The sequence below is a fragment of the Stappia indica genome (assembly GCF_020177335.1).
GTDB classification, from domain to species: Bacteria; Pseudomonadota; Alphaproteobacteria; order Rhizobiales; family Stappiaceae; genus Stappia; species Stappia indica_B.
Genome location: NZ_JAIVMG010000001.1, coordinates 344,054 through 370,324, shown reverse-complemented (window position 1 = coordinate 370,324; position 26,271 = coordinate 344,054). Strand labels below are relative to the sequence as shown.

22 protein-coding genes are annotated in these 26,271 nt (G+C 64.2%); 13 read left to right on the top strand and 9 right to left on the bottom strand.

What is annotated here, in order from left to right; all coding sequences use genetic code 11:
- Positions 1 to 26: 26 nt before the first annotated feature.
- The 4 genes from trkA (at position 27) to hflX (ending at position 4,302) form a co-directional block, all read left to right on the top strand.
- A complete protein-coding gene (gene trkA / locus LC062_RS01610) occupies positions 27 to 1,403 on the top strand; it encodes a Trk system potassium transporter TrkA (protein ID WP_224909275.1) in 1,377 nt (458 codons plus the stop codon).
- A gap of 92 nt (positions 1,404 to 1,495) precedes the next feature.
- A complete protein-coding gene (locus LC062_RS01605; protein WP_224909274.1) occupies positions 1,496 to 2,359 on the top strand; it encodes a D-amino-acid transaminase in 864 nt (287 codons plus the stop codon).
- A 200-nt stretch (positions 2,360 to 2,559) separates the two neighbouring features.
- On the top strand, positions 2,560 to 2,817 hold the full coding sequence (gene hfq / locus LC062_RS01600; protein WP_224909273.1) for an RNA chaperone Hfq: 258 nt from the start codon (positions 2,560 to 2,562) through the stop codon (positions 2,815 to 2,817).
- Positions 2,818 to 4,302 (top strand): GTPase HflX, encoded by a 1,485-nt coding sequence (hflX, locus tag LC062_RS01595; RefSeq protein ID WP_263625389.1) that lies wholly within the window; start codon positions 2,818 to 2,820, stop codon positions 4,300 to 4,302.
- On the opposite strand, the gene mazG is transcribed toward hflX, so the two are convergent.
- Positions 4,288 to 5,184, bottom strand: a complete 897-nt coding sequence (gene mazG / locus LC062_RS01590) for a nucleoside triphosphate pyrophosphohydrolase (protein ID WP_224909272.1) — start codon at positions 5,182 to 5,184, stop codon at positions 4,288 to 4,290. The genes hflX and mazG overlap by 15 nt on opposite strands.
- Before the next feature lie 205 nt (positions 5,185 to 5,389).
- Positions 5,390 to 5,593, bottom strand: coding sequence for a hypothetical protein (locus tag LC062_RS01585; RefSeq protein WP_181761366.1), 204 nt, complete (start codon positions 5,591 to 5,593; stop codon positions 5,390 to 5,392).
- 147 nt (positions 5,594 to 5,740) lie between these two features.
- On the opposite strand from LC062_RS01585, the gene LC062_RS01580 reads away from it, so the two are divergent.
- The 6 genes from LC062_RS01580 (at position 5,741) to LC062_RS01555 (ending at position 14,128) form a co-directional block, all read left to right on the top strand.
- Positions 5,741 to 6,661, top strand: coding sequence for a LysR family transcriptional regulator (locus LC062_RS01580; protein ID WP_224909271.1), 921 nt, complete (start codon positions 5,741 to 5,743; stop codon positions 6,659 to 6,661).
- Between the two features lie 923 nt (positions 6,662 to 7,584).
- Positions 7,585 to 9,264: an ABC transporter substrate-binding protein gene (locus LC062_RS01575; protein WP_224909270.1), complete on the top strand. Its 1,680-nt coding sequence runs from the start codon at positions 7,585 to 7,587 to the stop codon at positions 9,262 to 9,264.
- Between the two features lie 109 nt (positions 9,265 to 9,373).
- Positions 9,374 to 10,324, top strand: coding sequence for an ABC transporter permease (locus LC062_RS01570; protein ID WP_224909269.1), 951 nt, complete (start codon positions 9,374 to 9,376; stop codon positions 10,322 to 10,324).
- 19 nt (positions 10,325 to 10,343) lie between these two features.
- Positions 10,344 to 11,363, top strand: a complete 1,020-nt coding sequence (locus LC062_RS01565) for an ABC transporter permease (RefSeq protein ID WP_224909268.1) — start codon at positions 10,344 to 10,346, stop codon at positions 11,361 to 11,363.
- 11 nt (positions 11,364 to 11,374) lie between these two features.
- Complete coding sequence (locus tag LC062_RS01560; RefSeq protein ID WP_224909267.1) at positions 11,375 to 13,453, top strand: dipeptide ABC transporter ATP-binding protein; 2,079 nt, start codon at positions 11,375 to 11,377, stop codon at positions 13,451 to 13,453.
- Positions 13,454 to 13,516: 63 nt separating this feature from the next.
- Positions 13,517 to 14,128, top strand: a complete 612-nt coding sequence (locus tag LC062_RS01555) for a pyridoxamine 5'-phosphate oxidase family protein (RefSeq protein ID WP_224909266.1) — start codon at positions 13,517 to 13,519, stop codon at positions 14,126 to 14,128.
- 53 nt (positions 14,129 to 14,181) lie between these two features.
- Here the strand turns inward: LC062_RS01555 and LC062_RS01550 are convergent, their stop codons facing one another.
- The gene (locus LC062_RS01550) at positions 14,182 to 15,180 is read right to left on the bottom strand and encodes an SLAC1 anion channel family protein (RefSeq protein WP_224909265.1); all 999 of its coding nucleotides are present in this window, start codon (positions 15,178 to 15,180) and stop codon (positions 14,182 to 14,184) included.
- Positions 15,181 to 15,384: 204 nt separating this feature from the next.
- On the opposite strand from LC062_RS01550, the gene glmU reads away from it, so the two are divergent.
- Positions 15,385 to 16,764 carry a bifunctional UDP-N-acetylglucosamine diphosphorylase/glucosamine-1-phosphate N-acetyltransferase GlmU gene (glmU, locus tag LC062_RS01545; RefSeq protein WP_224909264.1) on the top strand — a complete coding sequence of 460 codons (1,380 nt, stop codon included), beginning with the start codon at positions 15,385 to 15,387 and terminating at the stop codon, positions 16,762 to 16,764.
- A gap of 351 nt (positions 16,765 to 17,115) precedes the next feature.
- Here glmU and LC062_RS01540 read toward each other — a convergent pair whose 3' ends face one another.
- Together LC062_RS01540 and galU are read right to left on the bottom strand one after the other, a co-directional pair.
- Positions 17,116 to 18,129: an NAD-dependent epimerase gene (locus tag LC062_RS01540; protein ID WP_224909773.1), complete on the bottom strand. Its 1,014-nt coding sequence runs from the start codon at positions 18,127 to 18,129 to the stop codon at positions 17,116 to 17,118.
- Positions 18,130 to 18,180: 51 nt separating this feature from the next.
- Positions 18,181 to 19,062, bottom strand: coding sequence for a UTP--glucose-1-phosphate uridylyltransferase GalU (galU, locus tag LC062_RS01535; protein ID WP_224909263.1), 882 nt, complete (start codon positions 19,060 to 19,062; stop codon positions 18,181 to 18,183).
- 220 nt (positions 19,063 to 19,282) lie between these two features.
- Here galU and kdsA point away from each other — a divergent pair, with 220 nt between their 5' ends.
- Together kdsA and eno are read left to right on the top strand one after the other, a co-directional pair.
- Positions 19,283 to 20,134, top strand: a complete 852-nt coding sequence (gene kdsA, locus LC062_RS01530) for a 3-deoxy-8-phosphooctulonate synthase (RefSeq protein WP_224909262.1) — start codon at positions 19,283 to 19,285, stop codon at positions 20,132 to 20,134.
- Between the two features lie 129 nt (positions 20,135 to 20,263).
- On the top strand, positions 20,264 to 21,538 hold the full coding sequence (eno, locus tag LC062_RS01525; protein WP_224909261.1) for a phosphopyruvate hydratase: 1,275 nt from the start codon (positions 20,264 to 20,266) through the stop codon (positions 21,536 to 21,538).
- Between the two features lie 224 nt (positions 21,539 to 21,762).
- Here eno and LC062_RS01520 read toward each other — a convergent pair whose 3' ends face one another.
- From LC062_RS01520 to LC062_RS01505, 4 genes are all read right to left on the bottom strand, one after another.
- Positions 21,763 to 22,518: a hypothetical protein gene (locus tag LC062_RS01520; RefSeq protein WP_224909260.1), complete on the bottom strand. Its 756-nt coding sequence runs from the start codon at positions 22,516 to 22,518 to the stop codon at positions 21,763 to 21,765.
- Between the two features lie 62 nt (positions 22,519 to 22,580).
- Positions 22,581 to 23,243, bottom strand: a complete 663-nt coding sequence (locus tag LC062_RS01515) for a DsbA family oxidoreductase (protein ID WP_224909259.1) — start codon at positions 23,241 to 23,243, stop codon at positions 22,581 to 22,583.
- Positions 23,244 to 23,321: 78 nt separating this feature from the next.
- Positions 23,322 to 24,548: a PleD family two-component system response regulator gene (locus tag LC062_RS01510; RefSeq protein ID WP_224909258.1), complete on the bottom strand. Its 1,227-nt coding sequence runs from the start codon at positions 24,546 to 24,548 to the stop codon at positions 23,322 to 23,324.
- Positions 24,549 to 24,613: 65 nt separating this feature from the next.
- The gene (locus LC062_RS01505) at positions 24,614 to 26,257 is read right to left on the bottom strand and encodes an AMP-binding protein (RefSeq protein ID WP_224909257.1); all 1,644 of its coding nucleotides are present in this window, start codon (positions 26,255 to 26,257) and stop codon (positions 24,614 to 24,616) included.
- Positions 26,258 to 26,271 lie beyond the last annotated feature (14 nt).

Sequence of the window (26,271 nt, the reverse complement as noted above, 5' to 3'; positions counted from 1 at the left end):
GGCACACTAAGAGGACGCGCTGACCCATGAGAGTGGTGATTTGTGGAGCCGGCCAGGTTGGCTACGGCATAGCGGAAAAACTCGCCTCGGAGCAGAACGACGTCTCGGTCATCGATTCGTCGCCGCGGCTGATCAACGCCATTCGCGACACGCTCGACGTGCGCGGTTTCGTCGGTCATGGCGCCCATCCGGACGTTCTGGCCCAGGCTGGCGCCGACCAGGCCGACATGCTGATCGCCGTCACGCTTTACGACGAAGTCAACATGGTCGCCTGCCAGGTGGCCCATTCGCTGTTCAGCGTGCCGACCAAGGTCGCCCGCGTGCGCGCCCAGAGCTATCTGACGCCGCAGTGGAGCGACCTTTTCTCCCGCGACAACATGCCGATCGACGTGATCATCTCGCCCGAGATCGAGGTGGGCGAAATGGTCATGCGCCGGCTGGCGCTGCCCGGCGCGGTGGAGACGATCCGCTTCGCCGACGATCAGGTCGTCGTCGTCGGCGTGATCTGCCGCGAGGATTGCCCGGTGGTCAATACACCGCTGCGCCAGCTCACCGAACTGTTCCCGGACCTTGGGGCGGTGGTCACCGGCGTCTTTCGCGGCAATCACCTGTTCGTGCCCAAGAGCTCCGATTCCCTGCTGGTGGGCGACCTGGTCTATGTCACCGCCCGCCGCGACCGGGTGCGGCGCACCCTGGCGATCTTCGGCCATGAGGAGCCGGAGGCGAACCGGGTGGTGATTGCCGGCGGCGGCAACATCGGCCTTTATGTCGCACGTACGCTGGAACAGCGGCAATCGGCCGCCAAGGTGAAGATCATCGAGCACTCGCGCGAGCGGGCGGTAAGCGTCGCCGACACGCTGAAGCGGGCGGTGATCCTGCACGGCAGCGCGCTGGACCAGAAGCTGTTGCTGGAGGCCGATGTTCAGGACGCCGATACGCTGATCGCCCTGACCAATGAGGACGAGGTGAACATCCTGTCCTGCGTCATGGCCAAGAAGCTCGGTTGCAAGCGCAACCTGTCGCTGCTCAACAACCCCAGCTATCCGGCCTTTGCCCACGCGCTCGGCATCGATGCCTTCGTCAATCCGCGCCAGGTGACGATTTCCAAGATCCTGCAGCATGTGCGCCGGGGCCGCATCCGCGGGGTGCATGCCCTGCAGAACGGCGCTGCCGAGGTGATCGAGGCCGAGGCGCTGGAAACCTCGCCGCTGGTCGGCCGCCCGTTGCGCGACATCGACCTGCCGGACGGAATCCGCGTTGGCGCGATCTTCCGCGATGGCGAGGTGATCACGCCTGACGGCAGCACCATCATCCGGGCGCATGACCGGGCGGTGCTGTTCGCGATCGCGGAGCGCGTGCGCCAGGTGGAGCAGATGTTCCGCGTCAGTCTGGAATTTTTCTGATAGGTGTGGAATCGAATGGTGCATCCGTGCGTCCGCGCGAGCAGGATGCCCGGGGATGCGAGGGCGTCCGGCGCGAGACATTCGGAGGGATGATGAGTCGTATTGCTTATGTGAACGGTCGTTATGTTCGCCATGCCGAAGCGGCGGTGCATATCGAGGACCGGGGCTACCAGTTCGCCGATGGCGTCTACGAGGTCTGCGAGATCTGGCGCGGCAAGGTCGTCGATGAGCGGCGGCATCTGGATCGGCTGGAACGGTCCTTGCGCGAGCTGTCGATCGCCATGCCGATGTCGCGTGCCGCGCTGGCGCAGGTGATGCGCGAGGTGATCCACCGCAACCGGGTGCAGTCGGGCATCGTCTATCTTCAGGTGACCCGGGGCGTGGCCCGGCGCGACCATGTGTTCCCGCCGGCCGGCACCAGGCCGGCGCTGGTGATCACCTCCCGTGCCGTTCGGCCGGAAGTTGGCGACAAGGCCGCCGAGGCGGGCGTCGGCGTCATCACCGTGCCGGAAAACCGCTGGGACCGGGTGGACATCAAGTCGGTCGGCCTGCTGCCGAACGTCCTGGTGAAGCAGAAGGCCAAGGAGGCCGGCGCTAAGGAAGCCTGGTTCGTTGACGCGGACGGGTTCGTCACCGAAGGCGGCTCGACCAACGCCTGGATCATCACCACCGACAACACCCTCGTCACCCGCCCGGCCGAACACGGCATTCTGGCAGGGATTACCCGGCGGGTTGTTCTCGATATGATTGAACGTGAGGGTTTATCGTTTGACGAACGACCCTTTACCGTGGAAGAAGCGAAGAACGCGAAGGAGGCGTTCATCACCGCCGCAACCACCCTCGTCATGCCGGTGGTGAAGGTCGATGATGCCGTGATCGGGAATGGGCACCCCGGTTCATTCGCAAGCGAACTTCGTTCAAAATTCCATGAGGTTAGTGAATTGGAACCAGTTTGAATGCCGCGCTTGACGTTTTGTAAAAACGGGCAGAATTCCCCGTAAGGATACGATAGACTGTCCGCCGCGTCGTCATGCGCCTTCCTCCAGGGTGCATGACTTCGGGCTGGCCGCGCGAGATGGCGCCGGCTGGCCGGGCACGCGAAACGTCGGTGCGGGCGCACCTATAATGCAAAGGCAAAATCAGGAAAAAATAAAACATGGCTGACCGCGCTCAAAACCTTCAAGACACTTTTCTCAACCACGTTCGCAAGCAGAAGACGCCGCTGACGATCTTTCTGATCAATGGCGTCAAGCTGCAGGGCGTCGTGACGTGGTTCGACAATTTCTGCGTGTTGCTCCGCCGTGACGGCCATTCGCAGCTCGTCTACAAACATGCGATCTCCACTGTGATGCCGAACGCACCGGTGCAACTGTTCGATCCGTCCGAGGAAGCGGGCGAGAAAGCCGCGGGCTGATTGAAAAAACAGCCACGCCAGACCTCCGGCGCCCCCAGCGGGGGCGGACCGGACCATGCCAGCGATGGCCCGCGTTCCTCCACCGGGGCGCGGGCCGTCGTGATCGTTCCCGTCCTCGACCCTCGCCGTCGTTCGGACACCGGCCAGGAGACGCCGCGCCGGTCGCCCGAAGCCCGGCTTGAGGAGGCCGTCGGCCTCGCCGCGGCGATCGAACTGGATGTGATCTCCAGCGCCATCGTCAGCGTGAGTGCGCCGCGTCCCGCGACCCTGCTTGGCAGCGGCAAGGTCGACGATCTCGCCGCCATCGTCCGGGCGGAGGAGATCGAACTTCTCATCGTCGATCACCCGCTGACGCCGATCCAGCAGCGCAACCTGGAAAAGGCGCTGGAGTGCAAGGTACTCGACCGCACCGGCCTGATCCTGGAGATTTTCGGCGCTCGCGCCAGCACGGCGGAGGGCACCCTTCAGGTCGAACTCGCCCACCTCAAGTGGCAGAAGAGCCGCCTCGTGCGCTCCTGGACCCACCTGGAGCGGCAGCGCGGCGGTCTGGGCTTCATCGGTGGCCCTGGCGAAACCCAGATCGAGGCCGACCGGCGGCTGATTCAGGAGCGGATCACCCGACTGGAGAAGGACCTGAAGCAGGTCAGCCGCACCCGCGAGTTGCACCGGTCCAAGCGGCGCAAGGTGCCGCAGCCGGTGATCGCGCTGGTGGGCTATACCAATGCCGGAAAATCGACCCTGTTTAACCGGCTGACCCAATCCGAGGTGTTTGCCAAGGATCTGTTGTTCGCGACTCTCGACCCGACCTTGCGCCGGATCGCGCTGCCCCATGGCGGCGAGGTGATCCTGTCGGACACGGTCGGCTTCATCTCCGATCTGCCGACCCATCTGGTCGCCGCCTTCCGGGCGACGCTGGAGGAGGTCACCGAGGCCGATCTGATCCTGCATGTCCGCGACATTTCCCACGAGGACAGCGAGGCCCAGGCGGCCGATGTCGCCGACACGTTGGCGCTGCTCGGTCTGGAGGGAGACCAGGACGCGACCATCATCGAGGTGTGGAACAAGATCGACCGGCTGGCGGAAGACCGCAAACGGGCGATCCTGGCGGAAAACGCCCGGCGCCCCAACGGTGCCATCGGCCTGTCGGCGCAAACCGGGGAGGGGGTTGACGCCCTTCTGGCGCGGATCGAGGCGGAGCTGTCCACCCGGAGCATCACCTATGAACTGCGCCTGCCCGTCGATGATGGCGAGACCCTCGCCTGGCTCTATCGCAACACTGAAGTGATGGCCCGCCAGGACGGCGAAGAGGGCGTACGGATCAGCGCAAGGGTGAGCGAGCGCCACCGGGGCGGGTTTCTTGCCCGGTGCCGCGGCTATCTCGCAGCGCCGGAACCGCTCTTCCCCTCGGACGAGGATGCGGGCAAGGACAACGCGCCCGCGAAACCTTCCGGTTACGATCCGACCTCGGGATCAGGAACCGACTGACTCCGAACCGACGGTCTGAGCGGTAGGGGAGGCCGGCGCCGCGCCGGCGGCGGTCTCTTCGGGCAGGCGCTTGGCCGCCTGCCACACCGCCTCCATGTCCTCAAGGGTCATGGCGTCGAGTGTCGTCCCTTGCGCCGCCGCCGCATCCTCGATGGCGGCGAAGCGGCGGCGAAATTTCCGGTTGGTCCGCTTCAGGGCTTCCTCCGGATCGATGTCGAGATGGCGGGCGAGATTGGCCATGGCGAAGATCATGTCGCCGATCTCATCGGCGATCCGCTCCCGGTCCGGCTGTGGCGCACAGACCTCATCGGCCAGTTCCTCGACCTCTTCGCGGATCTTGTCGAGCACCGGACCGGCCGCGCCCCAGTCGAAGCCGACGCGGGAGGCCTTGCGCTGCAGCTTTTCCGCCTCCGTCAGCGCCGGGAACACCGGCGGCACCGCGTCGAGAAAGCGCGGCGCCTCCTCGCTCAATCCCTCGGCGGCCCGCGCCTCGGCTCGCAGACGCTTTTCCTCCTGCTTGATCCGCTCCCAGGCGCCCTTGGCCATGCCGGCGCTGCGTGCATCCTCATCGCCGAACACATGCGGGTGACGGCGGATCATCTTGGCGGTGATGCCCTCCACCACATCGGCGAAGACGAACGCCTGATCCTCCTCGGCGATCCGCGCGTGATAGACCACCTGAAGCAGCAAGTCGCCCAGTTCCTCACGCAGATCCGTCATGTCGCCGCGCGCGATCGCGTCGGTGACCTCGTAGGCTTCCTCGATCGTGTAAGGAGCAATGGTGCCGAAGTCCTGCTCCAGGTCCCAGGGGCAACCGGTTCCGGGCGTGCGCAAGGCCGCCATGATCTCGATCAGTCGCTGAATGTCGCGTGCCGGCTGCATGGCAGTCTCCCCGAAATGACGTTGGTCTGTCTCGCGCGGTTGGTCTGCCCCGTGACTTAGATCAGGCACAGCCAAAGGGGAACCGGTTTTCCGTGCCGGGCGCCCTGTCCTGTCCATCGGACCGCCAAACGACAAAGCCCCCGCCGAGGAAATCGGCGAGGGCTTGTGATCTGAATTTCTCAGCGCGTGGCTGTCCCGGTGGGCCTCAGCGCCCGTTGATACCGAGACGGGCGGCAAAGGAAGACACCGGCTCGCCGAAGCGCAGGGACTTGAACCGGGCACGCGCGGCTTCGCTATCGGCAACGCCAATATCGGACAGGCTGCGCGCGTCGCGATCCGCGACCTGCAGGGTGTGAACGCGGGATGCGACACCGAGGGTCTGGCCGAGAACCCGGGTCAGATAGGACATGATGTTCTCCTCTTGCGAGATCGACATGGGGACACGCGCTGCGCCAAGCGTCAGCGCCATTACGCGGGATATGTGCGCATTTGACCTGTCAATCAAACGAAAAGAACTTAATTATGAAATCAAATAATTTGAACGATCGAGGTTAAGATGGACAACCTGCCGGGCAAGGGCGCGCCGCTGGTCGAAATGGACCTTTACCGCACCTTTCTGACCATTGCCGAGACCGGGGGCTTTTCCAAGGCTGCCGAGGCGGTCGGGCGAACCCCGTCGGCCGTTTCCATGCAGATCAAGAAGCTGGAGGGGCTGCTGGGCGTCTCGGTCTTTTCCCGGGAAGGCCGCTCGGTCCGGCTGACGGCGGAAGGGGAGGCGCTGCTCGGCTACGCCCGGCGCATCCTGATGCTGAATGACGAGGCGGTGTCCCTGTTCCGGGCGCCGGCGGTGGAAGGTGAGGTGCGCTTTGGCGCCCCTTCCGATTTCGGCACCCGTTTCCTGCCGAACATCCTCACCCGCTTTGCCCGCTCTCACCCGGCGGTCAATGTGGATGTGCATCTGGACGGCAGCCCGCCGCTGTTGCAGAAGTTGAAGGATCGGCAACTCGACCTGATCCTCTACACCGCGCGCCCAGACAGTGAACTCGCGCGCGGCGGAGAGATCGTCTACACCGAGCCGCTGGTCTGGGCCGGTCTTGAGGGCGGTGTCGCCTATAGCCGCGACCCGGTTCCGCTGGCGCTTTCGGTCTCCGGCTGCCCCTGGCGCAAGGCGGCGCGTGCGGCGCTCGACAAGGCCGCGCACCCCTATCGCATTGCCTACCAGAGCTTCCACAGCGCCGGGCAGGAAGCCGCCCTGCTGGCGGACCTCGCCATTGCTCCATTCCCGGCAAGCGTGGTTCAGCCGCCCTTGCAGCGGTTCGGCCGCCGGCACGGGCTGCCGGAGATCGGTACCTATCATCTGATCCTCAAGGAGGCGGGCAAGACCGGAAAGGCCACCGACGCCTTCGCCAGCCATGTCATCGCTTGCTTCGGCGAGATGATGCATGGACAGGTTGGGGATGATGAAGAGGACTCTTAAAACTCAACAAAGACATAAACTTATCGAAATCACCTCATGAACGACACGAGAAATGAAGCTTTCTCGATCGATGCGAGATGACAATTAAGTTTATAAAAATCATATAACAATCTGAATTCAATCGCTTATTTCATATTCAATTTGACTGAATGAGAGGGCGGCGGCCAGGCCCTGGTTCGCGCGGAGCACCCGCGATCCAGCCGCCGCTCGAATCGCGAGACGCCAGTCCTTTTTGTCTGGGCAGGGCGCGAAACGCCGTCCGGAAACCGCTTTTCCCGTCCTTTTGCAGGTGCAAAAAAACGCGAGCTGCGCGAGGGCGCTGCCGCCGGGCGGCAAGGTTTCGTCAAGGTTCGACGGCGACACCGGCGAGCTGGTCGCACCCCCCCCGGAATGCGCGGTTTACCTACCCGCGCGGCGTGTGGCCGCAGGGTGGGGCGCACCACTCCGACGAGGGAAGTCCGTCTGCCATTTTCCGCGTCGAAAGAAGACGAAATAACAAGCGCAAATTCTCATGAATTCCGTGCGCAGACGGGTGATGAAATGTCAGGTATATTTCCTGTTCGCCCCAAAAATGCGTGAGATTAATTAATTTTCCCGCAAATTCAGAGGCGGCAAGACGGACGGCAATAGCCAGCTGCGAACGGCAAAATTTCTGCCGCAAAGCAAAAAAATCAAATTTGAGGCTTTGCGAAATTGACCTGATCGTGTGCTAAATTAAGATCATAGCCAAGTGACAGGCTCGGCGATGTAACTGAATGAGATCAACAAGCATCAGCCATGCTCCCCGATCGGGGAGGGTGAAACTCACCGAGAGACCTCGGCCTTTCGCCGCCTGCCGAACACGCGACACCGCCGCCGCGCGGTCTTCGCACCCCGACAGTTCGACACCGGACAAACTGAAAATGAGGAGGTAGACAGGGCACATGTCGACCAACAATTCTTCGACGGGACTGCATTCCAAGGTTCCGCAATTGCGGAAGCAGATGAAGGATGGTGCGCTGAGCCGCCGCGAGTTCGTTCGCTTCGCCGCGCTTCTTGGCGTTGGCGCCGGCGCCGCCTATTCGATGGCCGGCCTGCCGAGCCCCGCCTTCGCCGATGACCAGGCCAACATGCCGTTCCCGCCCGATGACCCGAACGCCCAGTCCGGCGGCGTGCTGAAGGTCGCCATGCAGGTGCAGAAGATGGAGGATCCGGCGACCTATTCCTGGGTGGAGATGTCCAACCAGACCCGGCACATCCTGGAACACCTGACGATGACCGGCCCGGACAACGTCACCCGGCCGATGCTGGCCGAGCGCTGGGAGGCCTCGGACGATCTCAAGACCTGGACGTTCTACCTGCGCAAGGGCGTGAAGTGGAACAATGGCGACGACTTCACCACCGAGGACGTGAAGTTCAACTTCGAGCGCTGGATGAACCCGGATCTCGGCTCGTCGAATGTCGGCCTGTCGTCCATTGCCGCGCTGATGGAGGAAAAGGACGGCAAGAAGGTGATGCGCGACGGTGCCATCGAGGTAATCGACGACCACACCATCCGCTTCCATCTGTCGAAGGCGGTGCTGTCCTTCCCCGAGGACATGTACAACTATCCGACGGCCCTCGTGCACCGCAGCTTCAAGCCGCCGTTCTCCGACAATGCCATCGGCACCGGCCCGTTCACGCTGGTTGAAAACACCGTCGGCGACCGCTGCATCCTGAAGCGAGTGGAGGGCATCGAGTACTGGGGCGGCAAGGTCTATCTCGACGAGATCCACTACTACAATTTCGATGAGGACAACCAGCTCACCACCTTCGCCGGCGGCGACGTGGATGCGATCTACGAATTCGGCGTCGAGCAGATGGAACTGGCCAAGGCGCTGGATGGCAACATCATCGCGGCGCGCACCGCACAGACCCTGTGCTGCCGCTTCCAGGTGACGGAAAAGCCGTTCGACGACAAGCGGGTGCGCCAGGCGATCGTCAAGGCGGTCGACAATGCGCTGATCAAGGAGCTGGTCTATCCGGAAGGCGGCGATATCGGTGAGAACCAGCATGTGGCGCCGATCCATCCGGAATACTTCAAGCTGCCGCCGCTGGTGCGGGACGTCGACGGTGCCAAGGCGCTACTCGCCGAAGCGGGCTATCCGGACGGGCTGGAGCTGACCATTGACGTCGGCAACACCGATGGCCCGTGGCACCAGACCGTGGCCGAGGCCATGCGCGACCAGTTGAAGGACGCAGGCATCACCCTCAACGTCAATGTGATGCCGCCCTCGAAATACTGGGAGATCTGGGACAAGACGCCGTTCGGCGCCACCGCCTGGACCCACCGCCCGCTCGGCACCATGGTGCTGTCGCTCGGCTACCGGACCGGTGTTCCCTGGAACGAGACGAAGTACTCCAACCCGGAATGGGACAAGGCCCTGGATGAGGCCGAAGCAACGCTCGACGTGGAAAAGCGCCGCGCGTTGATGGAGAACATCGAGAAGGTGCTTCAGGACGATGCGGTGATGGTGCAGCCGATCTGCCGCCCGGTCTACACCATCGCCAGCAAGGCGGTGCATGGCTACCCGGCGCACCCGACCCAGTATCACCAGTTCAACAAGGTCTGGAAGGCGGCCTGACGCCCATGACGATCCGGCCGGGCGGGGGACGATCTCCCGCCCGGCAGCCCTTCGCCGCACCGCCTCTCCAGGGCGGCCCGGCGCCGGGATCCAGACATGGTGACCCAATATGCTGAAACTGATCCTGCGACGGCTTCTCCAGATGCTGTTGATCATGGCCGTCGCGTCGCTGCTCTTGTTCGCGATCTTCGACACGCCGGAGTTCAAGAAGCGTCTCGCGGTTCAGGAACTCGGCGGCTTTGCCGTCTCCGCGCTGACGGAGGAGAGCTACAACGCCTGGCTGGCGGAGAAGGGGCTGGATGTGCCCTTCCACACCCGCTACCTGAACTGGGTGGGGGACATCCTGCAAGGCGACATGGGCTTTTCCTATGAGAAGAACCGCCCCGTCGGCCCCTTGCTGCTCGACCGGCTGGCGAACACCGGCATCCTCGCCTTCTTCGTCTTCGCGCTGATGATCCCGCTGTCGCTGGTGCTGGGCATTCTCGCCGGAATGAAGGAGGGGTCCGTGCAGGACCGGACGATCTCCTTCCTGTCGGTCTTCACCACCAGTATCCCGGAAATCGCCACGGCGATCCTGCTGACGGTGGTGCTGTCGCTCGGCCTTGGCTGGCTGCCGGCGAAGGCGGCGATGATCAACGGCTTCAGTTTCCGCGAACTGCTGCTGCCGGTGCTGACGCTGGTGATCTACGACTTTGGCTATGTCGCCCGCATGACCCGCGCCTCCATGGCCGAGGTGATGACCTCGCAATACATCCGCACCGCCGTGCTCAAGGGACTGCCCTATCGGCGCGTGGTGATGAAACACGCCCTGCGCAACGCGCTGATCGCGCCCTTCACGCTGATCGTGCTGCAGCTCAACTGGCTGCTCTCCGGCGTGGTCGTGGTCGAGGTGTTCTTTGAATACGACGGCTTCGGCAAGTTGTTGCTGGAGGCCGCCCTGTTCCCGGATGTGGAGGTGGTGCAGGCCTGCACCCTGGTCGCCGTGGCCGTGGCCGTGCTGTCGCAGATCATTTCCGACATCGGCTACACCTTCCTCAATCCGCGCATCCGCTTCGCCTGAAGGACGGGAGAGACCCTCAATGGCTGTTACCGAAATCGAGGCGGGACCTTCGGCGCTGGAGCGCTTGTCGCACCCACGGGCGCTGATCGCCCTGGGGCTGCTGATGTGGCTGCCGCTGATGAGCTATGTCATGGGCGGCAGCGCGCTCGGGCCGGCCGCCGACTACATCCTGTTGCCGGCCATTCCGGCAACGCTGCTGCTCTATGTGCTGGGCGTGCGCGCCTTTCGCGAAAGCCGGGTCGCGGTGATCGGCCTGACCCTCGTCTTCTTCTGGCTGCTTGCCGCCGTCGCCGCGCCCTATCTGCCGCTGCTCGACCCGAACAAGCCGATCGCGCCCTTCGTCACCCCGCTCAGCGAAAAGCGCGACGTGTTCTTCTGGCTCGGCACCGATTTCAAGGGCCGGGACATGCTGTCGCGGATGATCTGGGGCTGCCAGCGGGTGATCGTCTGGGGCGTTTCGGCCACCTTCGTCGCCTATGTGGTCGGCGCCCTGTTCGGCCTGATTTCCGGCTATCTCAGCGGCTGGTGGGACGAGATCATCTCCTTCGTCGCCAATGTGCTGTTGTCCTTCCCGGTGATGGTGCTGTTCATCGTCATCCTCAACTATCTCGGCCCTTCGGGCTTCAACATCGTGGTGGCGGTGACCTTCGCCTCGGCGCCGGCGATCATGCGCATCGTTCGCGGGCTGACCCTTGACATCAAGACCCGCGACTATGTGTTCGCGGCGCAAACGCGCGGCGAGCATCCGCTCTACATCATGATCGTCGAGCTGCTGCCGAATGTGCGCGGACCGATCATCGTCGATGCCTGCCTGCGCCTTGGCTACACCACCGTGGCGATCACCACCCTGACCTTCCTCGGCCTCGGACTGCAGCCGCCCGACCCGGACTGGGGACTGATGATCCGCGAGAGCGCCAAGACGGCGATGCTCTGGAAATTCTCCTACATGCTGCTGGTGCCGGCGCTGGCCGTCTCCAGCCTGATCCTCGGCTTCAACCTGATGGCCGACGGCCTTCGGGAAATGAGCCTGCGGGACTGAGGAGCCACATGATGACCGAACAGACACCGGTGCTGGAGTGCCGCAACCTGTGCATCTCCTATTACACCCGGGCCGGCGAAATTCCCGCCGTTGTCGACTTCAACCTGAAGCTCATGCCCGGCGAGGCCCATGGCATCGTCGGTGAGAGCGGCTGCGGCAAGTCGACCGTGGCGCTGGCGATCATGCAGTACATGGGCCGGAACGGTGCCATCGTCGGCGGCGAGATCCTGTTCGAGGGGCGCGACATGCGCACCATGTCCGAGGAGGAGCTGCGGCAAATCCGCGGGTCGAAGATCGCCATGGTCTATCAGGAGCCGATGGCCTCCCTGAACCCGGCCATGACCATCGGCGACCAGCTCGCCGAAGTGCCGATCTATCATGACGGCCTGTCCCAGAGTGAAGCGCTGGCGCGGGCGGAGGAGATGCTCGCCAAGGTCCGCCTGCCGGATCCGCGCCGCATCCTGCGCTCCTATCCGCACCAGATCTCCGGCGGCCAGCAGCAGCGGGTGGTGATCGCCATGGCGCTGTTGTCGAACCCGCGCCTGTTGCTGCTCGATGAGCCGACCACTGCCCTCGATGTCACCGTGGAAGCGGGCATCGTCGAGCTGATCAACGAGATTTCCGCCGAATTCGGCACCTCGATGATCTACATCTCGCACAATCTCGGGCTGATCCTGGAGACCTGTCACCGGCTCACCGTGATGTATTCCGGCGAGGCGGTGGAGGTTGGCGATATCGAGGATGTCTTCGACGAGATGCGCCACCCGTATACGCGCGGCCTGTTCGGCTCGATCCCGCTGCCCGGTGCGGACAAGAACGCCCATCCGCTGATGGCGATCCCCGGTCAGTTGCCATTGCCGCACGAGCGCCCGCCGGGGTGCAACTTCGGTCCGCGCTGCAGCTTCTTCAAGGGCGGGCTGTGCGACGCCCGCGCATTGCCGATGCATCCCGTGCCCGGCGACGACGATCACCGGGTGCGCTGCGAGCGCTTTGCCGAGATCGATTGGGACCGGGACCTGCCGAAGGGCGAGGCCAAACCGCCGATCAAGGCCGGCCCGGTGGTCCTGTCGGTCAAGGACATGACCAAGCATTACGCCATCGAGACCGGCGGCCTTCTGGCCATGGGCGGGGCGACTCGCACGGTGAAGGCGAACGAGAAGCTGACCTTTTCCGCCCGCGAAGCGGAGACGGTGGCCATCGTCGGCGAAAGCGGCTGCGGCAAGTCGACCTTCGCCAAGGTGCTGATGGGGCTGGAAGACGCGACCGACGGTCAGGTGCTGCTCGGCGACACCGAGCTTGGCGATCTGCCCGTGCAGAAGCGGACGAAGGACACCATCGCCAACTTGCAGATGGTGTTTCAAAACCCGTTCGACACCCTCAACCCCTCGCACACCATCGGCGCGCAGATCGGCCGGGTGATCCGCAAGTTTGGCGTTGCCCGGAGCGAGGAGGAGGTCAACGAGATCGTCTATCGGCTGCTCGACACGGTGAAGCTGCCGCGCGATTTCGCCAAGCGCAAGCCGCGCCAGCTCTCCGGCGGCCAGAAGCAGCGCGTCGGCATCGCCCGCGCCTTTGCCGGCAACCCCAGCGTGGTGATCGCCGACGAGCCGGTCTCCGCCCTCGATGTCTCCGTTCAGGCCGCCGTCACCGAGCTGCTGATGGACATCCAGCGCGAAAACCGCACCACTATGCTGTTCATCAGCCATGACCTTTCGGTGGTGCGCTATCTCGCCGACCGCATCGTCGTCATGTATCTTGGCCGGATCATGGAGCAGGGGACCACCGAGGAGGTGTTCTCGCCGCCCTATCATCCCTATACCGAGGCACTTCTGGCCGCCGTGCCGATTGCCGACACGCGGGTCAAGAAGCGGCATATTGTGCTGAAGGGCGAAATCCCGTCACCCTCCAATCCGCCGAAGGGATGCCCGTTCTCCACCCGCTGCCCCTACATGATCCCCGGCACCTGCGATGTGGAGCTGCCGCCGAACCGCACCTTCGGCCAGGACCACCGGATCCTGTGCCACCTCCAGCCTTCGGAGCTGGAAGGCATGGAGCCGGTGATCAGCCCCAGGGCGGAGGCTGCCGAATAGGCAGCGTTGACCGGTGCGGCGGAGGTGCTACTTTCGCTGCCACCCGCCCACCGGAGCTCCCCCATGTCGCGCATCGACAGCATTGCCCAGCTTGAGGCCCTTTACGGCCTGCCGAACGCCGCCTCGACGGTGAAGGAAATCGACTACGTGTCGGAGGACTACGCGGCCTTCATCGCCGCATCGCCGTTCCTGACGATTGCGACATCCGGACCGGAGGGGCTCGACTGCTCGCCGCGCGGCGACCGGCCGGGGTTCGTACGCATCGCCGATGAAAAGACGCTGATGATCCCGGACCGGCGCGGCAACAACCGGGTCGATACCTTGCGCAACATCATCGCCGACCCGCGCGTCGGCCTGTTGTTCCTGATCCCCGGCAGCGGCACCACCTTGCGGGTGAACGGCACCGCCCATCTGTCGGTCGACCCGGAGCTTCTGGCCTCCTTCGCCGTTGACGGCAAGGCTCCGCGCAGCGTGATCGTCCTCACCATCACCACCGTGTTCTTCCAATGCGCCCGGGCCATCGTCCGCTCCGCGCTCTGGGATCCGGGCGAGCAGGTAGCCCCAGATAGTCTTCCGACCCCGGGCAGCATTCTGGCGCGGCTGAGCAAGGACACGGTCGGCGGTGCGGAGTATGACCGCGCATGGCCGGAGCGGGCGCAGAAGACCCTCTGGTAACGCAAGGCCCGCGAAGGGGCGGGCGAGGGGGGCAGCCCCCGCCGGCCAAAGTTTCATTCCGGGCGGCAGATCTCACCGCGCAGGATTCCCCGGCCGGTCTTGACGAGCAAAAGCGCGATCACCACGGCCAGCACCGCATAGGTCGCGTACATCGCCGCCATGTGAAACTCGGACCCGGTGCGGGTGCCGAAATGGGCCGAGGCGATGGTGAAGGCGGCGAGCGGGAAGGAATAGGCCCACCAGGACATGGTGAAGGGCAGGCGGAACAGCCGGTGCACCTGGGTCAGGAGAATCAGCACGAACATCACCGCGACGTAGTAGAGCACCCGGGCCAGCGGATCGAGCGCACCGCCGTTGATTTCCTGCCAGGCGATGAAGCCGGCGGAGGGCGGAGCGATCAGGATCACCAGGGTCGGCAACAGCCGTTCCGGCAGCGGGTTGTGAAAGATCAGCCGGTTGAACACCAGCGTCAGGAACACCAGCCAGAACAGGATGCCGACCGAGAAGAAGAACCACGACACCTCCACATAGCCAAGGCGCACGCCAGCGACCGGCACCAGCACATTGCCGACGGCGGGAATGAACCAGGCCGGGGTCAGATGCGCCTGTTCGAACGGCCGGTGGCTGATCCAGGCGGAAACGACGCCAAGGGTCACCGCCAGATGGGCAACCGTTGCCGCGCACCACAGACCACGCGCCAGCGGCTCCGACACAGGCAGCAGGCCAGCGGAGATCAGCAAGACGCCAATGGTGATCGCCGGAAAGAAGGCGATGCGCACCGGATGGTTCCATTCCGCCCGCAACGCCGCCGGATAGCGCAGGCCCTTGGCGATGAAGAAGACGGCAATGGCAAGGAAGACCAGCGCCGTTGCCCCGATCACCAACCGGCTGGCGGTAAAGGGCAGGTCAAGCGCCAGCTCGATCTGCCGGGTGGCGAGACCGAACCCGGCCAGCCCCATCACCGCTGCGAAAAACGTCACCGGGAAATGCATCAGCCTCGGTTCCTCGGCTTCGCCTTGCATCTGTTCGACCACCCCGTCCGTCATTGCCATCCTCTGTCTTCCATCCACGCGGGTCGCGTCGCGCCGCGCCGTCGCCCTTACTTGCACAGCTTCGCCTGCGACAACAGGGCACAGATCGTCTCAGGTGAATGTGTTTCACGGAACAGTTTTTCCGATCGCGCACGCCATGACTTGACGAGCGCGCGCGCGTCGTGGTGACTGACCCTCATTCCTGACCCCATCTTGAGGATGCCGATGCGCACTCAGTCCTGTCTCGCGATCATTCTGGCCGCCGGCCTTGGCACCCGCATGAAATCGCAGCTCCCGAAGGTGCTGCATGAGGTCGGGGGGCTGTCGCTTGTCGGACATGTGCTGAAGGCCGTGCGCTCCGCCGGGTGCGATCAGGTGGCCGTGGTCATCGGCCCGCAGATGCCGGAGCTTGCCGGCCATGTCGCGGCGCTGGATCCCGCCGCCTCAATCCATGAGCAGGTGGAACGGCTCGGCACGGCCCATGCCGCCCGTAGCGCCGCACCGGCCTATGCCGAGCCCGCCGATCACATCCTCGTCCTGTTCGGCGATACCCCGCTCGTCACGCCGGAAACGATTGCCCGGGTGCGCCAGCGCCTGACCGCCGGCGCCGATGTGGTCGTCCTCGGTTTTGAAGCCGCCGACCCGACCGGCTATGGTCGGCTTTTGACTGAAGGCGACAACCTGACGGCGATTCGCGAGGAAAAGGACGCCAGCGCGGCGGAGCGGGCGGTCACCTTCTGCAATTCGGGGATCATGGGTTTTCGCGGCACGCACTTCGCCGACATTCTGGAGGCCATCGGCAACGCCAATGCCCAGAATGAATTCTACCTCACCGATGCGGTCGAGATCGCCCGGGCGCAAGGGCTCAACGTCGCCGCCGAAACCGCGCCGGAAGCCGAGGTGCAGGGGATCAACACCCGCGTCCAGCTCGCGGCGGTGGAGGCGGAGTTCCAGTCCCGCCGCCGCGGGGCGGCCATGCTTGACGGTGCCACGCTGGTCGCGCCGGAAACCGTGTTCTTTTCCCACGACACAAGGCTTGGCCGCGATGTGGTGATCGAGCCGAATGTGGTGTTCGCCCCCGGCGTCTCGGTTGCCGATGGCACCCGCATCCGCGCCTTTTCGCATCTGGAGGGGGCTGACGTCGGCGCCCGCGTCACCGCCGGGCCCTATGCCCGTCTGCGCCCGGGGGCGCGGATCGGTGCCGGCGCGCATATCGGAAATTTCGTCGAGATCAAGAATGCGCGGGTCGATGAGGGCGCGAAGGTCAACCATCTCAGCTACATCGGTGATGCCACCGTCGGCGCCAAGGCAAACATCGGCGCGGGCACCATCACCTGCAACTACGATGGTTTCGGAAAGCACCTGACGGAAATCGGTGCCAACAGCTTCATCGGCTCCAACTCCACCCTGGTCGCGCCGGTGCGCATCGGCGATGGCGCCTATCTCGCCGCCGGCAGCGTCGTCACCGAAGAGGTGCCGGCCGACGCGCTGGCGCTTGGCCGCGCCCGCCAGACGGTGAAACCGGGCAAGGCGGAAGAGCTGCGCGCCCGCTTCGCCGCCGCCAAGGCGGAAAAGGCCGCGAAGGCCGCCAACCAGGGGAAATAGCTCCGGGGGCAGGGAACAAGGGGCGAAAAGGGCGCACGTTTCCAAAGGGCTTGAGCCGACAGGGCCGTGGCTCTCCGATCCCGGATCTCCGCTTGCGCTCCGTCCGGGAGGACGCGGAGCGTGAGGCGATGTCCGGTGTAGAGCCGCCCTTGCCCATGAAGTGGGGTCAGCAACTCATTGCGGTGAGTTGTCTCTCATGCGTGCGTCAAGGGTGACCGCAATGCCCCGTATGACTGAAGTCGATGCCCCGCGCCTCGGCGTCATCCCGGCCCCCGAGCCGGGATCGGGGAGCCCCAAAGCGCGCGGTTTCAATAGGTCCGAGCCGGAACGGCGTGGCTCGCCGCCCTGCCGTCAGACGTTGTAGTGGGCGCGGTACCAGTCGACGAAGGCCTTGACGCCATCACGCACGCTGGTTTGCGGCCGGAACCCGGTGACCTCGATCAGGTCTTCCACATCGGCCCAGGTCGACAGCACATCGCCCGGCTGCAGCGGCATGTAGTTGCGGATAGCCTTGCGCCCGCAGGCTTCCTCGATGGCCTCGACGTAGCTCATCAGCTCCACCGGCTGCGAATTGCCGATGTTGTAGAGCCGGTAGGGCGCGCCGCCGCTGCTCGCCGGATCCGGATCGAGCGGCTGCCAGTCGGGATCCTCCGCCGCCGGCCGGTCGGCGATGCGCACGATGCCTTCGACGATATCATCCACATAGGTGAAGTCGCGCACCATCTGGCCGTTGTTGTAGATGTCGATCGGCTCGCCGGCGAGGATCGCCTGGGTGAACTTGTAAAGCGCCATGTCCGGCCGCGCCCAGGGGCCGTAGACGGTAAAGAAGCGCAAGCCCGTCACCGGGATCTTGAACAGATGCGAATAGCTGTGCGCCATCGCCTCGTTCGCTTTCTTCGTCGCCGCATAAAGCGAGATCGGATGATTGCCGCCGCGATGGGGCGACAGCGGCATCGCCCCGTCGAGCCCGTAGACCGAGGAGGTGGAGGCATAGACGAGATGCTCCACCGGAAAGGCACGCGCCGCCTCCAGAACCGTCAGGAAACCGGTGACATTGGCGTCCACATAGGCCTGCGGCTCGGTCAGCGAGTAGCGCACCCCCGGCTGGGCGGCGAGATGGATGATCCGCGACGGCGCTTCACGCTCCACCAGCGCCAGCACCGCCTCGCGATCCTCCAGCGACATCCGCGCTTCCTGAAACCGGTTGGACCGACGCAGGATCGCCACCCGCGCCTCCTTCAACTCCGGATCGTAATAGGGGCTGACGCTGTCAAGGCCGACAACCCGCCAGCCATCGGCAAGAAGCCGCTGGCAAACGTGAAACCCGATGAAGCCGGCGGAGCCGGTGACAAGAACAGTGCGCATCATGATCCGATATCGAAGGCAACGGTAAGCGGCGAGGGGTGGAACACCCGGTCAGGAATTCAGGATTTCCGCAAGCAGGGGACGGATCTGGCCGGCCAGTTCGTCGTTGTCGAGCGCATAGGCGATATTCGCCGCCAGGAAGCCCGGCTTGGAGCCACAGTCGAAGCTGCGCCCCTCATAGGCGACCGCGCTGAAGTTTTGCGTCTTCATCAGGGCGATCATCGCATCGGTGAGCTGGATTTCGCCGCCCGCGCCGGTTTCCTGGGTCTGCAGCAGATCGAAGATTTCCGGCTGAAGAATATAGCGGCCGGTCAGGCTGAGGTTGGACGGCGCGGTCCCCGGCGCCGGCTTCTCCACCATGCCCTTGATGGAAATCTCGCGGCCGCCATCCCAGTCCTGCGGGTCGACGATGCCGTAATTGTGGGTCTGATCCGGCGCCACCTCGTCCACGGCAACCACATTGCCGCCGCGCTCCTCGTAGGTATGTACCATCTGGGCCAGACAGCCGACCTCGGCCTTGACCAGCACGTCCGGCAGCATGACGGCAAAGGGCTCGTTGCCGACGAGATCACGGGCGCACCAGATGGCATGGCCCAGACCGAGCGGCGCCTGCTGGCGGGTAAAGCTGGTGGTGCCGGGCGCCGGTCGGATCGCGTCGAGCAGCGCCATCGCCGATTTCTTGTCCCGCTCCATCAGTGTGTGTTCCAGCTCATAGGCGATGTCGAAGTGATCCTCGATCACATGCTTGTTGCGGCCGGTGACGAAGACGATGTGCTCGATGCCGGCGTTCCGTGCCTCGTCGACCACATATTGAATGATCGGCCGGTCGACGATGGTCAGCATTTCCTTTGGCACCGCCTTGGTCGCGGGCAGGAAGCGGGTACCAAGACCGGCGACCGGAAGAACCGCCTTGCGAATTTTCGTCGGAGCCATGCGCGTACCTTCTCAAATATGCCGTGCTGAAACAGCTAATGTGGTTGTGTATCCCGGCTGATGCCAAGAACCAAGTCGAAGCGGCCGATCCGGGAGGTTCTCCCCCAATCCCGAAGCCCCACTATACATGCATGCCTGCCGGCGCTTGCGAATGGGGGGGGATGCGTTTAATCAACCGGGAACTGCCGGCCTCGGGGGCAATGTAGGAGCTGATTCCGAAATGACGGTAAACTGCAACACCACCGTGCGTGCGGGCACGGTCACTTTTGACAATTCGGCACCCTTTGCCCTGATTGCCGGCCCCTGCCAGATGGAGAGCCGGGCGCATGTGCTGGAATGCGCCGCCGCGGTGAAGGAAATTACCGACGCGCTCGGGATTGGCGTCGTGTTCAAGGCTTCCTTCGACAAGGCAAACCGCACGTCTCTGTCCGCAAGCCGGGGCGTTGGCCTCGATGAGGCCCTGCCGGTCTTTGCCGAGATCCGGGAGACCTACGGCATGCCGGTGCTGACCGATATCCACTCGGCCGAGCAGTGCGCGCCGGTGGCGGAAGTGGTGGACGTGCTGCAGATCCCGGCCTTCCTGTGCCGCCAGACCGACATCCTCGTCGCGGCTGCAAAGACCGGGGCGGTGGTCAACGTCAAGAAGGGCCAGTTCCTCGCCCCCTGGGACATGAAGAACGTTCTGACCAAGATCGTCGAGAGCGGCAATCCCAACGTGCTCCTGACCGAGCGCGGCGCGTCCTTTGGCTACAACACGCTGGTGTCCGACATGCGCGCGCTGCCGGTGATGGCCGCCACCGGCGCGCCGGTCGTCTTCGACGCCACCCACTCGGTGCAACAACCCGGCGGCAAGGGTGACTCCTCGGGCGGCGAGCGCGAGATGGTCGCGGTGCTGGCGCGCGCGGCCGTTGCCGTCGGCGTCGGCGGCCTCTTTATCGAGACCCATCCGGATCCGGACAACACCATCTCCTCCGACGGGCCGAACATGATTGCCCTCAAGGACCTGAAGGGACTTCTTCAGGAGTTGATGGAGATCGACGCGGTGTCCAAGAAGTACCGCGCCACCGCCTGACCCTCCGCCGCCGACCGGCGGCGGGCTTGCCCCGTTTCATCCCGCTTCCGGCCAGCCGCCGCGAAGCAACCCCCTCCGAAATCCGGCCCATATTCCCCCAGCCGGACCGACATCTTCAGGGAGATGATTATGACCGCTATCGTGGACATCATTGGCCGCGAAATTCTCGACAGCCGCGGCAATCCGACCGTGGAAGTCGACGTTCACCTGGAGGACGGCTCCTTCGGCCGCGCCGCCGTTCCCTCCGGCGCCTCCACCGGCGCCCATGAGGCGGTGGAGCTGCGCGATGGCGGCTCCCGCTATCTCGGCAAGGGCGTCACCGCGGCGGTCGATGCGGTCAATGGCGAGATCTTCGACACGGTCGGCGGCCTCGACGCGGAAGACCAGATCAAGATCGACGAGGCGATGATTGCCCTCGACGGCACCGAGAACAAGGCCCGCCTCGGCGCCAACGCCATCCTCGGCGTGTCCCTTGCCGTTGCCAAGGCGGCTGCCGATGCCAGCGGTCTGCCGCTCTACCGCTATGTCGGCGGCAGCGGCGCGCGCGTCCTGCCGGTACCGATGATGAACATCATCAACGGCGGCGCCCATGCGGACAACCCGATCGACGTCCAGGAATTCATGATCATGCCGGTCGGCGCCCCCTCCTTGCGCGACGCCGTGCGCATGGGCGCGGAGGTGTTCCACACCCTGCGCAAGGCCCTGAAGGATGCCGGCCACAACACCAATGTGGGCGACGAGGGCGGCTTTGCTCCCAACATCGGCTCCACCGACGAGGCGATCGGCTTCGTCATGAAGGCGATCGAGACGGCCGGCTACCGCCCGGGCGAGGACATCTGCCTTGCGCTCGACGCGGCCTCGACCGAGTTCTTCAAGGACGGCAAGTATCACCTGGCCGGCGAAGGCAAGGTGCTGGGCCCGGACGAGATGGCGGCTTATCTCGCCGACTTCGTCAAGCGCTACCCGATCATCTCCATCGAGGACGGCATGGCCGAGGATGACTGGGCCGGCTGGAAGGCGCTGACCGAGATGACCGGTGACCGGTGCCAGCTTGTCGGCGACGACCTGTTCGTCACCAACTCCGCGCGCCTGCGCGAAGGCATCGAGAAGGGCGTGGCCAACTCGATCCTGGTCAAGGTCAACCAGATCGGCACGCTGACGGAAACCCTTGATGCGGTCGAGACCGCCCACAAGGCCGGCTACACCGCCGTGATGTCGCATCGCTCGGGCGAGACCGAGGACGCGACCATCGCCGATCTCGCCGTCGCCACCAACTGCGGACAGATCAAGACCGGCTCGCTGGCGCGCTCCGACCGGCTCGCCAAGTACAACCAGTTGATCCGCATCGAGGAAGAGCTCGGCCAGCAGGCCCGCTACGCCGGCAAGGGCATCCTGCGCCGCTAGGCCGGTGGCCCGATAGCAGCTAAAACGAACGGCGGCCCGTTTCTCCGATGGGCCGCCGTCAGACTGCAAACAAGGGGCAACGGCGCTTCTCGGCGTCATCCCCAGATCGCTGGAACAGGCCTCAAGGCGAGGCATTCTCAATCAATGGCCAAAAAACGAAAGATCCCGGCGTGCCTGTGGCGCTCCGGGTATGTTTTGAAGAAAACTCAACCGATCTTGGGAGCTCAGGGCGTAACGGAAGCTCCAAGACGACCAATCTGACTGAGTGCAATCACGCAGGCGACACCAAAATTCAGGAAGTATATCCTGCGTGTAAAAGTGAGAGGGGGCGCTACCCCCACTACGATCAATCCGCAAAGTATAGCGCTAATTCCCGAAAGGAAAAATGACGCAGTATCAGAGACACCCGCCTCCTGGGAAGAAGTTGCCGCATAACCAAAAATAAAGCTAAAAAAAATCATGCTTGCCGCAATAGATATAGAGGTCCATAGAGGCCATCCTTTCAACCCAATCACGATTGCTCCGACATATAAAACGTAAAGAAGAGAAATAAAAATATATGGGAAATTAAAATACAAATTATAAATAAATGAAATTTTATTTATAGAAAAAACAATTAAAGCATGAAATGAGTACATAAATATACCAAATAGGACTCGGGCATTAAATATCCTCCCTCGGCCCCACCTCCACTCTTCGTCGGAATCTACCTTTATTCTTTTTTCGAAATTCGAACCGATAGCAATAGCGCTAACAAATACCGCCATCGCGATCATTGATATGGCGATGGACGAAACCTTGAATCCGATGAGATCAATAAATCCTGAGAAAATAGGAAAAACCGTTGCGCGCCACTTAAGAATCAGCCAATCAGCCCACTTCCCCAGCTCAACAATACCTTGAATATTAGAGATAAGCGTTATCGCCCCACCTATAATTCCTATCCACGTCAGAGCAGAATTCTTAATTACTTCAAACATGGCTGGGGAACTCAAAGTGAGAAAATTTTACTCTGGTTTTTGAGGCAGCGGAGACAGCGCGGTCAGGCGCCGTTGCCGGGCCGGGTCTCATGCGCATGACGGATTGCCGCCGCCAGGGTTTCCGGCGCTTCCGCCCCCATCACCATGAAGCGCTCATCGATGATGAAACAGGGAACGCCGGTAACCCCGATGGCGCGGGCGTTGTCGAGATCCCGCTGCACCTTGTCCTTGTCGGAATCGGTCGGCAGCAGCTCCGCCACCAGATCGGACATCATGCCCACATCGTCGGCGGCCTGGATCAGGGTTTCCGGGTCGGTCAGATCGGCGCCTTCCACGAAATAGAGCTGGAACAGCCGCTCCGCCATTTCGCTCTGGGCGTTCTCCGCACGGGACCACAGGATCAGCCGGTGGCAATCGAGGGTGTTGGGCGATTTGCGAATGCGGTCGAAGGCGAAGGGAATGCCTTCCGCGGCGCCCGCCGCCCGCACCGGCGCATAGGCGGCCTCGGCCCGCTCCGCTCCGCCGAATTTCTCGTTGAGATACTGCGCCCGGTCCTTGCCTTCCGGCGGGAGCGTCTCATCGAGCTGAAACGGCATCCAGCGCAAGGAGACGGCGATATCCGGCACTTCGGCCAGGGCCTTTTCCAGCCGGCGCTTGCCGATATAGCACCACGGGCACATCACGTCTGACACGATATCGATACGCAGGGGATCGCCTTCTTCCATCAAACAGTCCTTCAGCGTTGACGGCACCCGCCGGTTGCGGGCGGGCGTCTGTTCCGGATCCGCGCGCGGGTCGCCGCCTCAGAGGAAGCTGGTCGCGCTCACGATCGATGACAGGCGACGGGCCAGCCGGCCGACGGCGGCGGCGTCGCGCAGGACGACCATGTCGCCCAGCCCCTCGACCGTAGCAACAAAATCCTCCTCGCGCGAGGCGGCGAGCGCCGCAGAGCGCAGCGGATTGCCGCCTGCGGGACGAAACGCCTCGTCATTCGCCGCGCTCCGCCACAGCGGATCAGGATGAAACGAGGTAAGTGGTACCGCCAGGGGCTCTCGCCCCTGCAAGGCCAGGATGCGACTGAGTTCGGCAAGGTAGCGGTCATAGGCCGCACGCGGCAGCCGGCCGCGTTCGCCCAGATGCCGGTGACGGAAGCGGCGCAGCAACGCGCCGGCCAGATGGCGCCGCGCTCCGGCACGGATGGCGATCCGCACCCGCTCCGAAAGCTCTGCCGGGTCCAGCCCATGGGCCAGCACATCGCTCGCCCCCGCCGCGTGCAACCGGGCCGCATCCGCCGCATCCCTTGCGCAAGCGATCACGGGAAGATTGACATGCCTGGGATCGAAGCGCAGCCGGGTCACATAGTCGATAGCCATCTCCGGCGGACAATCGATCAGCACCGCATCGAACCGCCGGGCTTCGAGAAACTGCATCGCCATGTCGAACGTGAAGGCTCCGACGATCTCGAACCGTCCCGCGCCCACGCCGAACACCGCGCCGAACCGGTGACTGAGGCCGAGCACCAGCAAGGCGATGGTCGAATGCTCGCGGCTCTCCGCCGTCCACTCTCCCGGCAGGGCGCCGAACACCCGCCGCCGTAGCCGGATTTCGCTGAGACGGCCGATCTCGCGGATCACGTCCCCCAGCCGCTCCCCAAATAGCGGGGCCGAAAGGCTTGGATCCGCATAGGCTGCAGGGCGCACGGCCCCGTCGTACTGTCCGGCACGCCCGCCGATGACGAAGACCGGAAGCTCCAACCCGCGAGCCCGGGCGAGGTGCACCAGCTCCGTGAGTGCGGAATCCTCGGTGGACGGGCGGTGCTGTCCGCGAAAGTGGGCGATAGCATCGGGAAACCGGTTGTGGGTCTTTGCCAGCTGCAGGGCGTCTTTCGTGGTGACCTCGAACCAGCCGACGAGCCCGTCGGTCAACCACGGGCCGGCCCGGGGCATTTCCGCATCGACGTCGATTTCGATGGCAACCGATGGCGCAACGCCGGCGCCGCTGCGCGGCAACGGCCCCAGTTTAGCGGGCACTGCATCGCCTCCCGCAGCGCTGGGGAGAGGCTTCAGTCCGCTCGGCCACCGCAGTCACCCTCGCTTCACGCAACCGCGGCATGGCGCAAGCTCACCCGCTCCGACAGGGCCGCCCGGTCGACCGCACCGTTCTCCTTGCGCGGCAGCGCCGTCAGCGACAGGATCCGATGCGGAATTTCCGCCAGACCGGCCCGCTCCGCATCGAGATAGGCGAAGAACCCCTCGATATCGAGATGAAAGCCTTGTTGCGGCACCAGCGCGGCATAGACCCGGGCGCCGAGAATGCCGTCATCAACGAGAAAGGCCGCTGCTTCCCTCATGCCGGGGAAGGCCCCATAGAGTGCATCCAGTGCGGGCAGGGAGAACACGCCCGGCGCGGAGGTGCCGGGAATACCAACGCCCGAAACCCCATGTTCGGACATTCTGACGGGCAAAAGCGTATCGACGAACCCCGCCTTGTCGGTGGGGATGCGCACCCGCGAGGATGGCCAGGCCGAGTCCGCGACCATGGCACCGCGCACTTTCAAGGTGTTCGGTCCACCGGAGCCTTCCATCTCGGTATCGACCTCGATTTCCAGGAGCGCGGGGCCATTGGCGGCACTTGATGGCGAACCGATCCGGCCGCTGCGGAACGGGCGGGGCAGGGCGCTGCCCTCCCGGCGGCGGGCGATCATGGCGAATTCGTCGAGCACATGCAGATCGACGAGATCCCGATTGGTGGCGCGCGGAACGGGAGCCGCCGAATGCGCACTCCACACCGCGACAACCCTGCATTCCATGTTGTCCAGACGCTTCTCCAGACTGCCGACGAGGCTGCCGGGGCAAAGGACGCAATCGGCACCGACGGAATCCACATGCGCGGCCAGCCGGCGCAGGGACCGGGGCTGATGCAGATGCAAGGTGCCGCCGGAAAGCAGCCAGGGCATCAGCCCGGCGCCGATCCCGGCCATTCCGGTCACCGCATAGGGCAGCACGAATTTCGGCGCACTCGGCAGGGAAAGCTCCAGATAGGGCATCAAGCCGGCGGCAATCCACTGATTGTGGCTGCGGGCGATCGGCAGCGGCTCGCCGCTGGTGCTCTGGGTCCAGGTCAGCGTCGCCACATGATCGGCGGCATCGGTGCCCCGGCGCGGCAGGTTGCCCGACAGATCGCCCATGCTTTCCGCCCCGGCGCCGAGCACTTCGCCAAGCTCCATCACCCCATCGGGAACATCCCGGCCCAGGCCGAAAACGAACCGCAGGGAGAACATTTCCGCCGCCGCGTCCCGCGCTTCCAGCCCGAGGCTGCGCCCGCCGAAGCTCTCGCCGGCGATCAGCGCCTTGGCTCCGGCGCGTGACAGGGCTTCCAGCACGTTCTTCTGGCGCCAGTAGAGCGGCAACGGGGCCACCACCAGTCCGGCGCGCAAGGCGGCGAGCAGGGCGATGACGCCATCCACCGTGTTCGGCGTCTGCAGGCCAATCACGTGATCCGGCTGAAGCCCCACCGCGCCGAAGAAGCTGGCAAGCTGGGTGATTTCCTCATCCGCCTGACCATAGGTCAGCTGGCGTGCGGTGCCGGGAATCCAGCCTGCGCGATCCGCCGGGTCGCACAGAGCCAGCCGGTCCGGATGGGCCATCGCGGTCTTGCGGAACAGCGCGTCGAGGGTGACGCGGCCCCAGATGCCGCTCTTCTGATGCGCTTCAATGGTCTTCAGCGGTGTCAGGATCATCGCAGGTCTTCCAG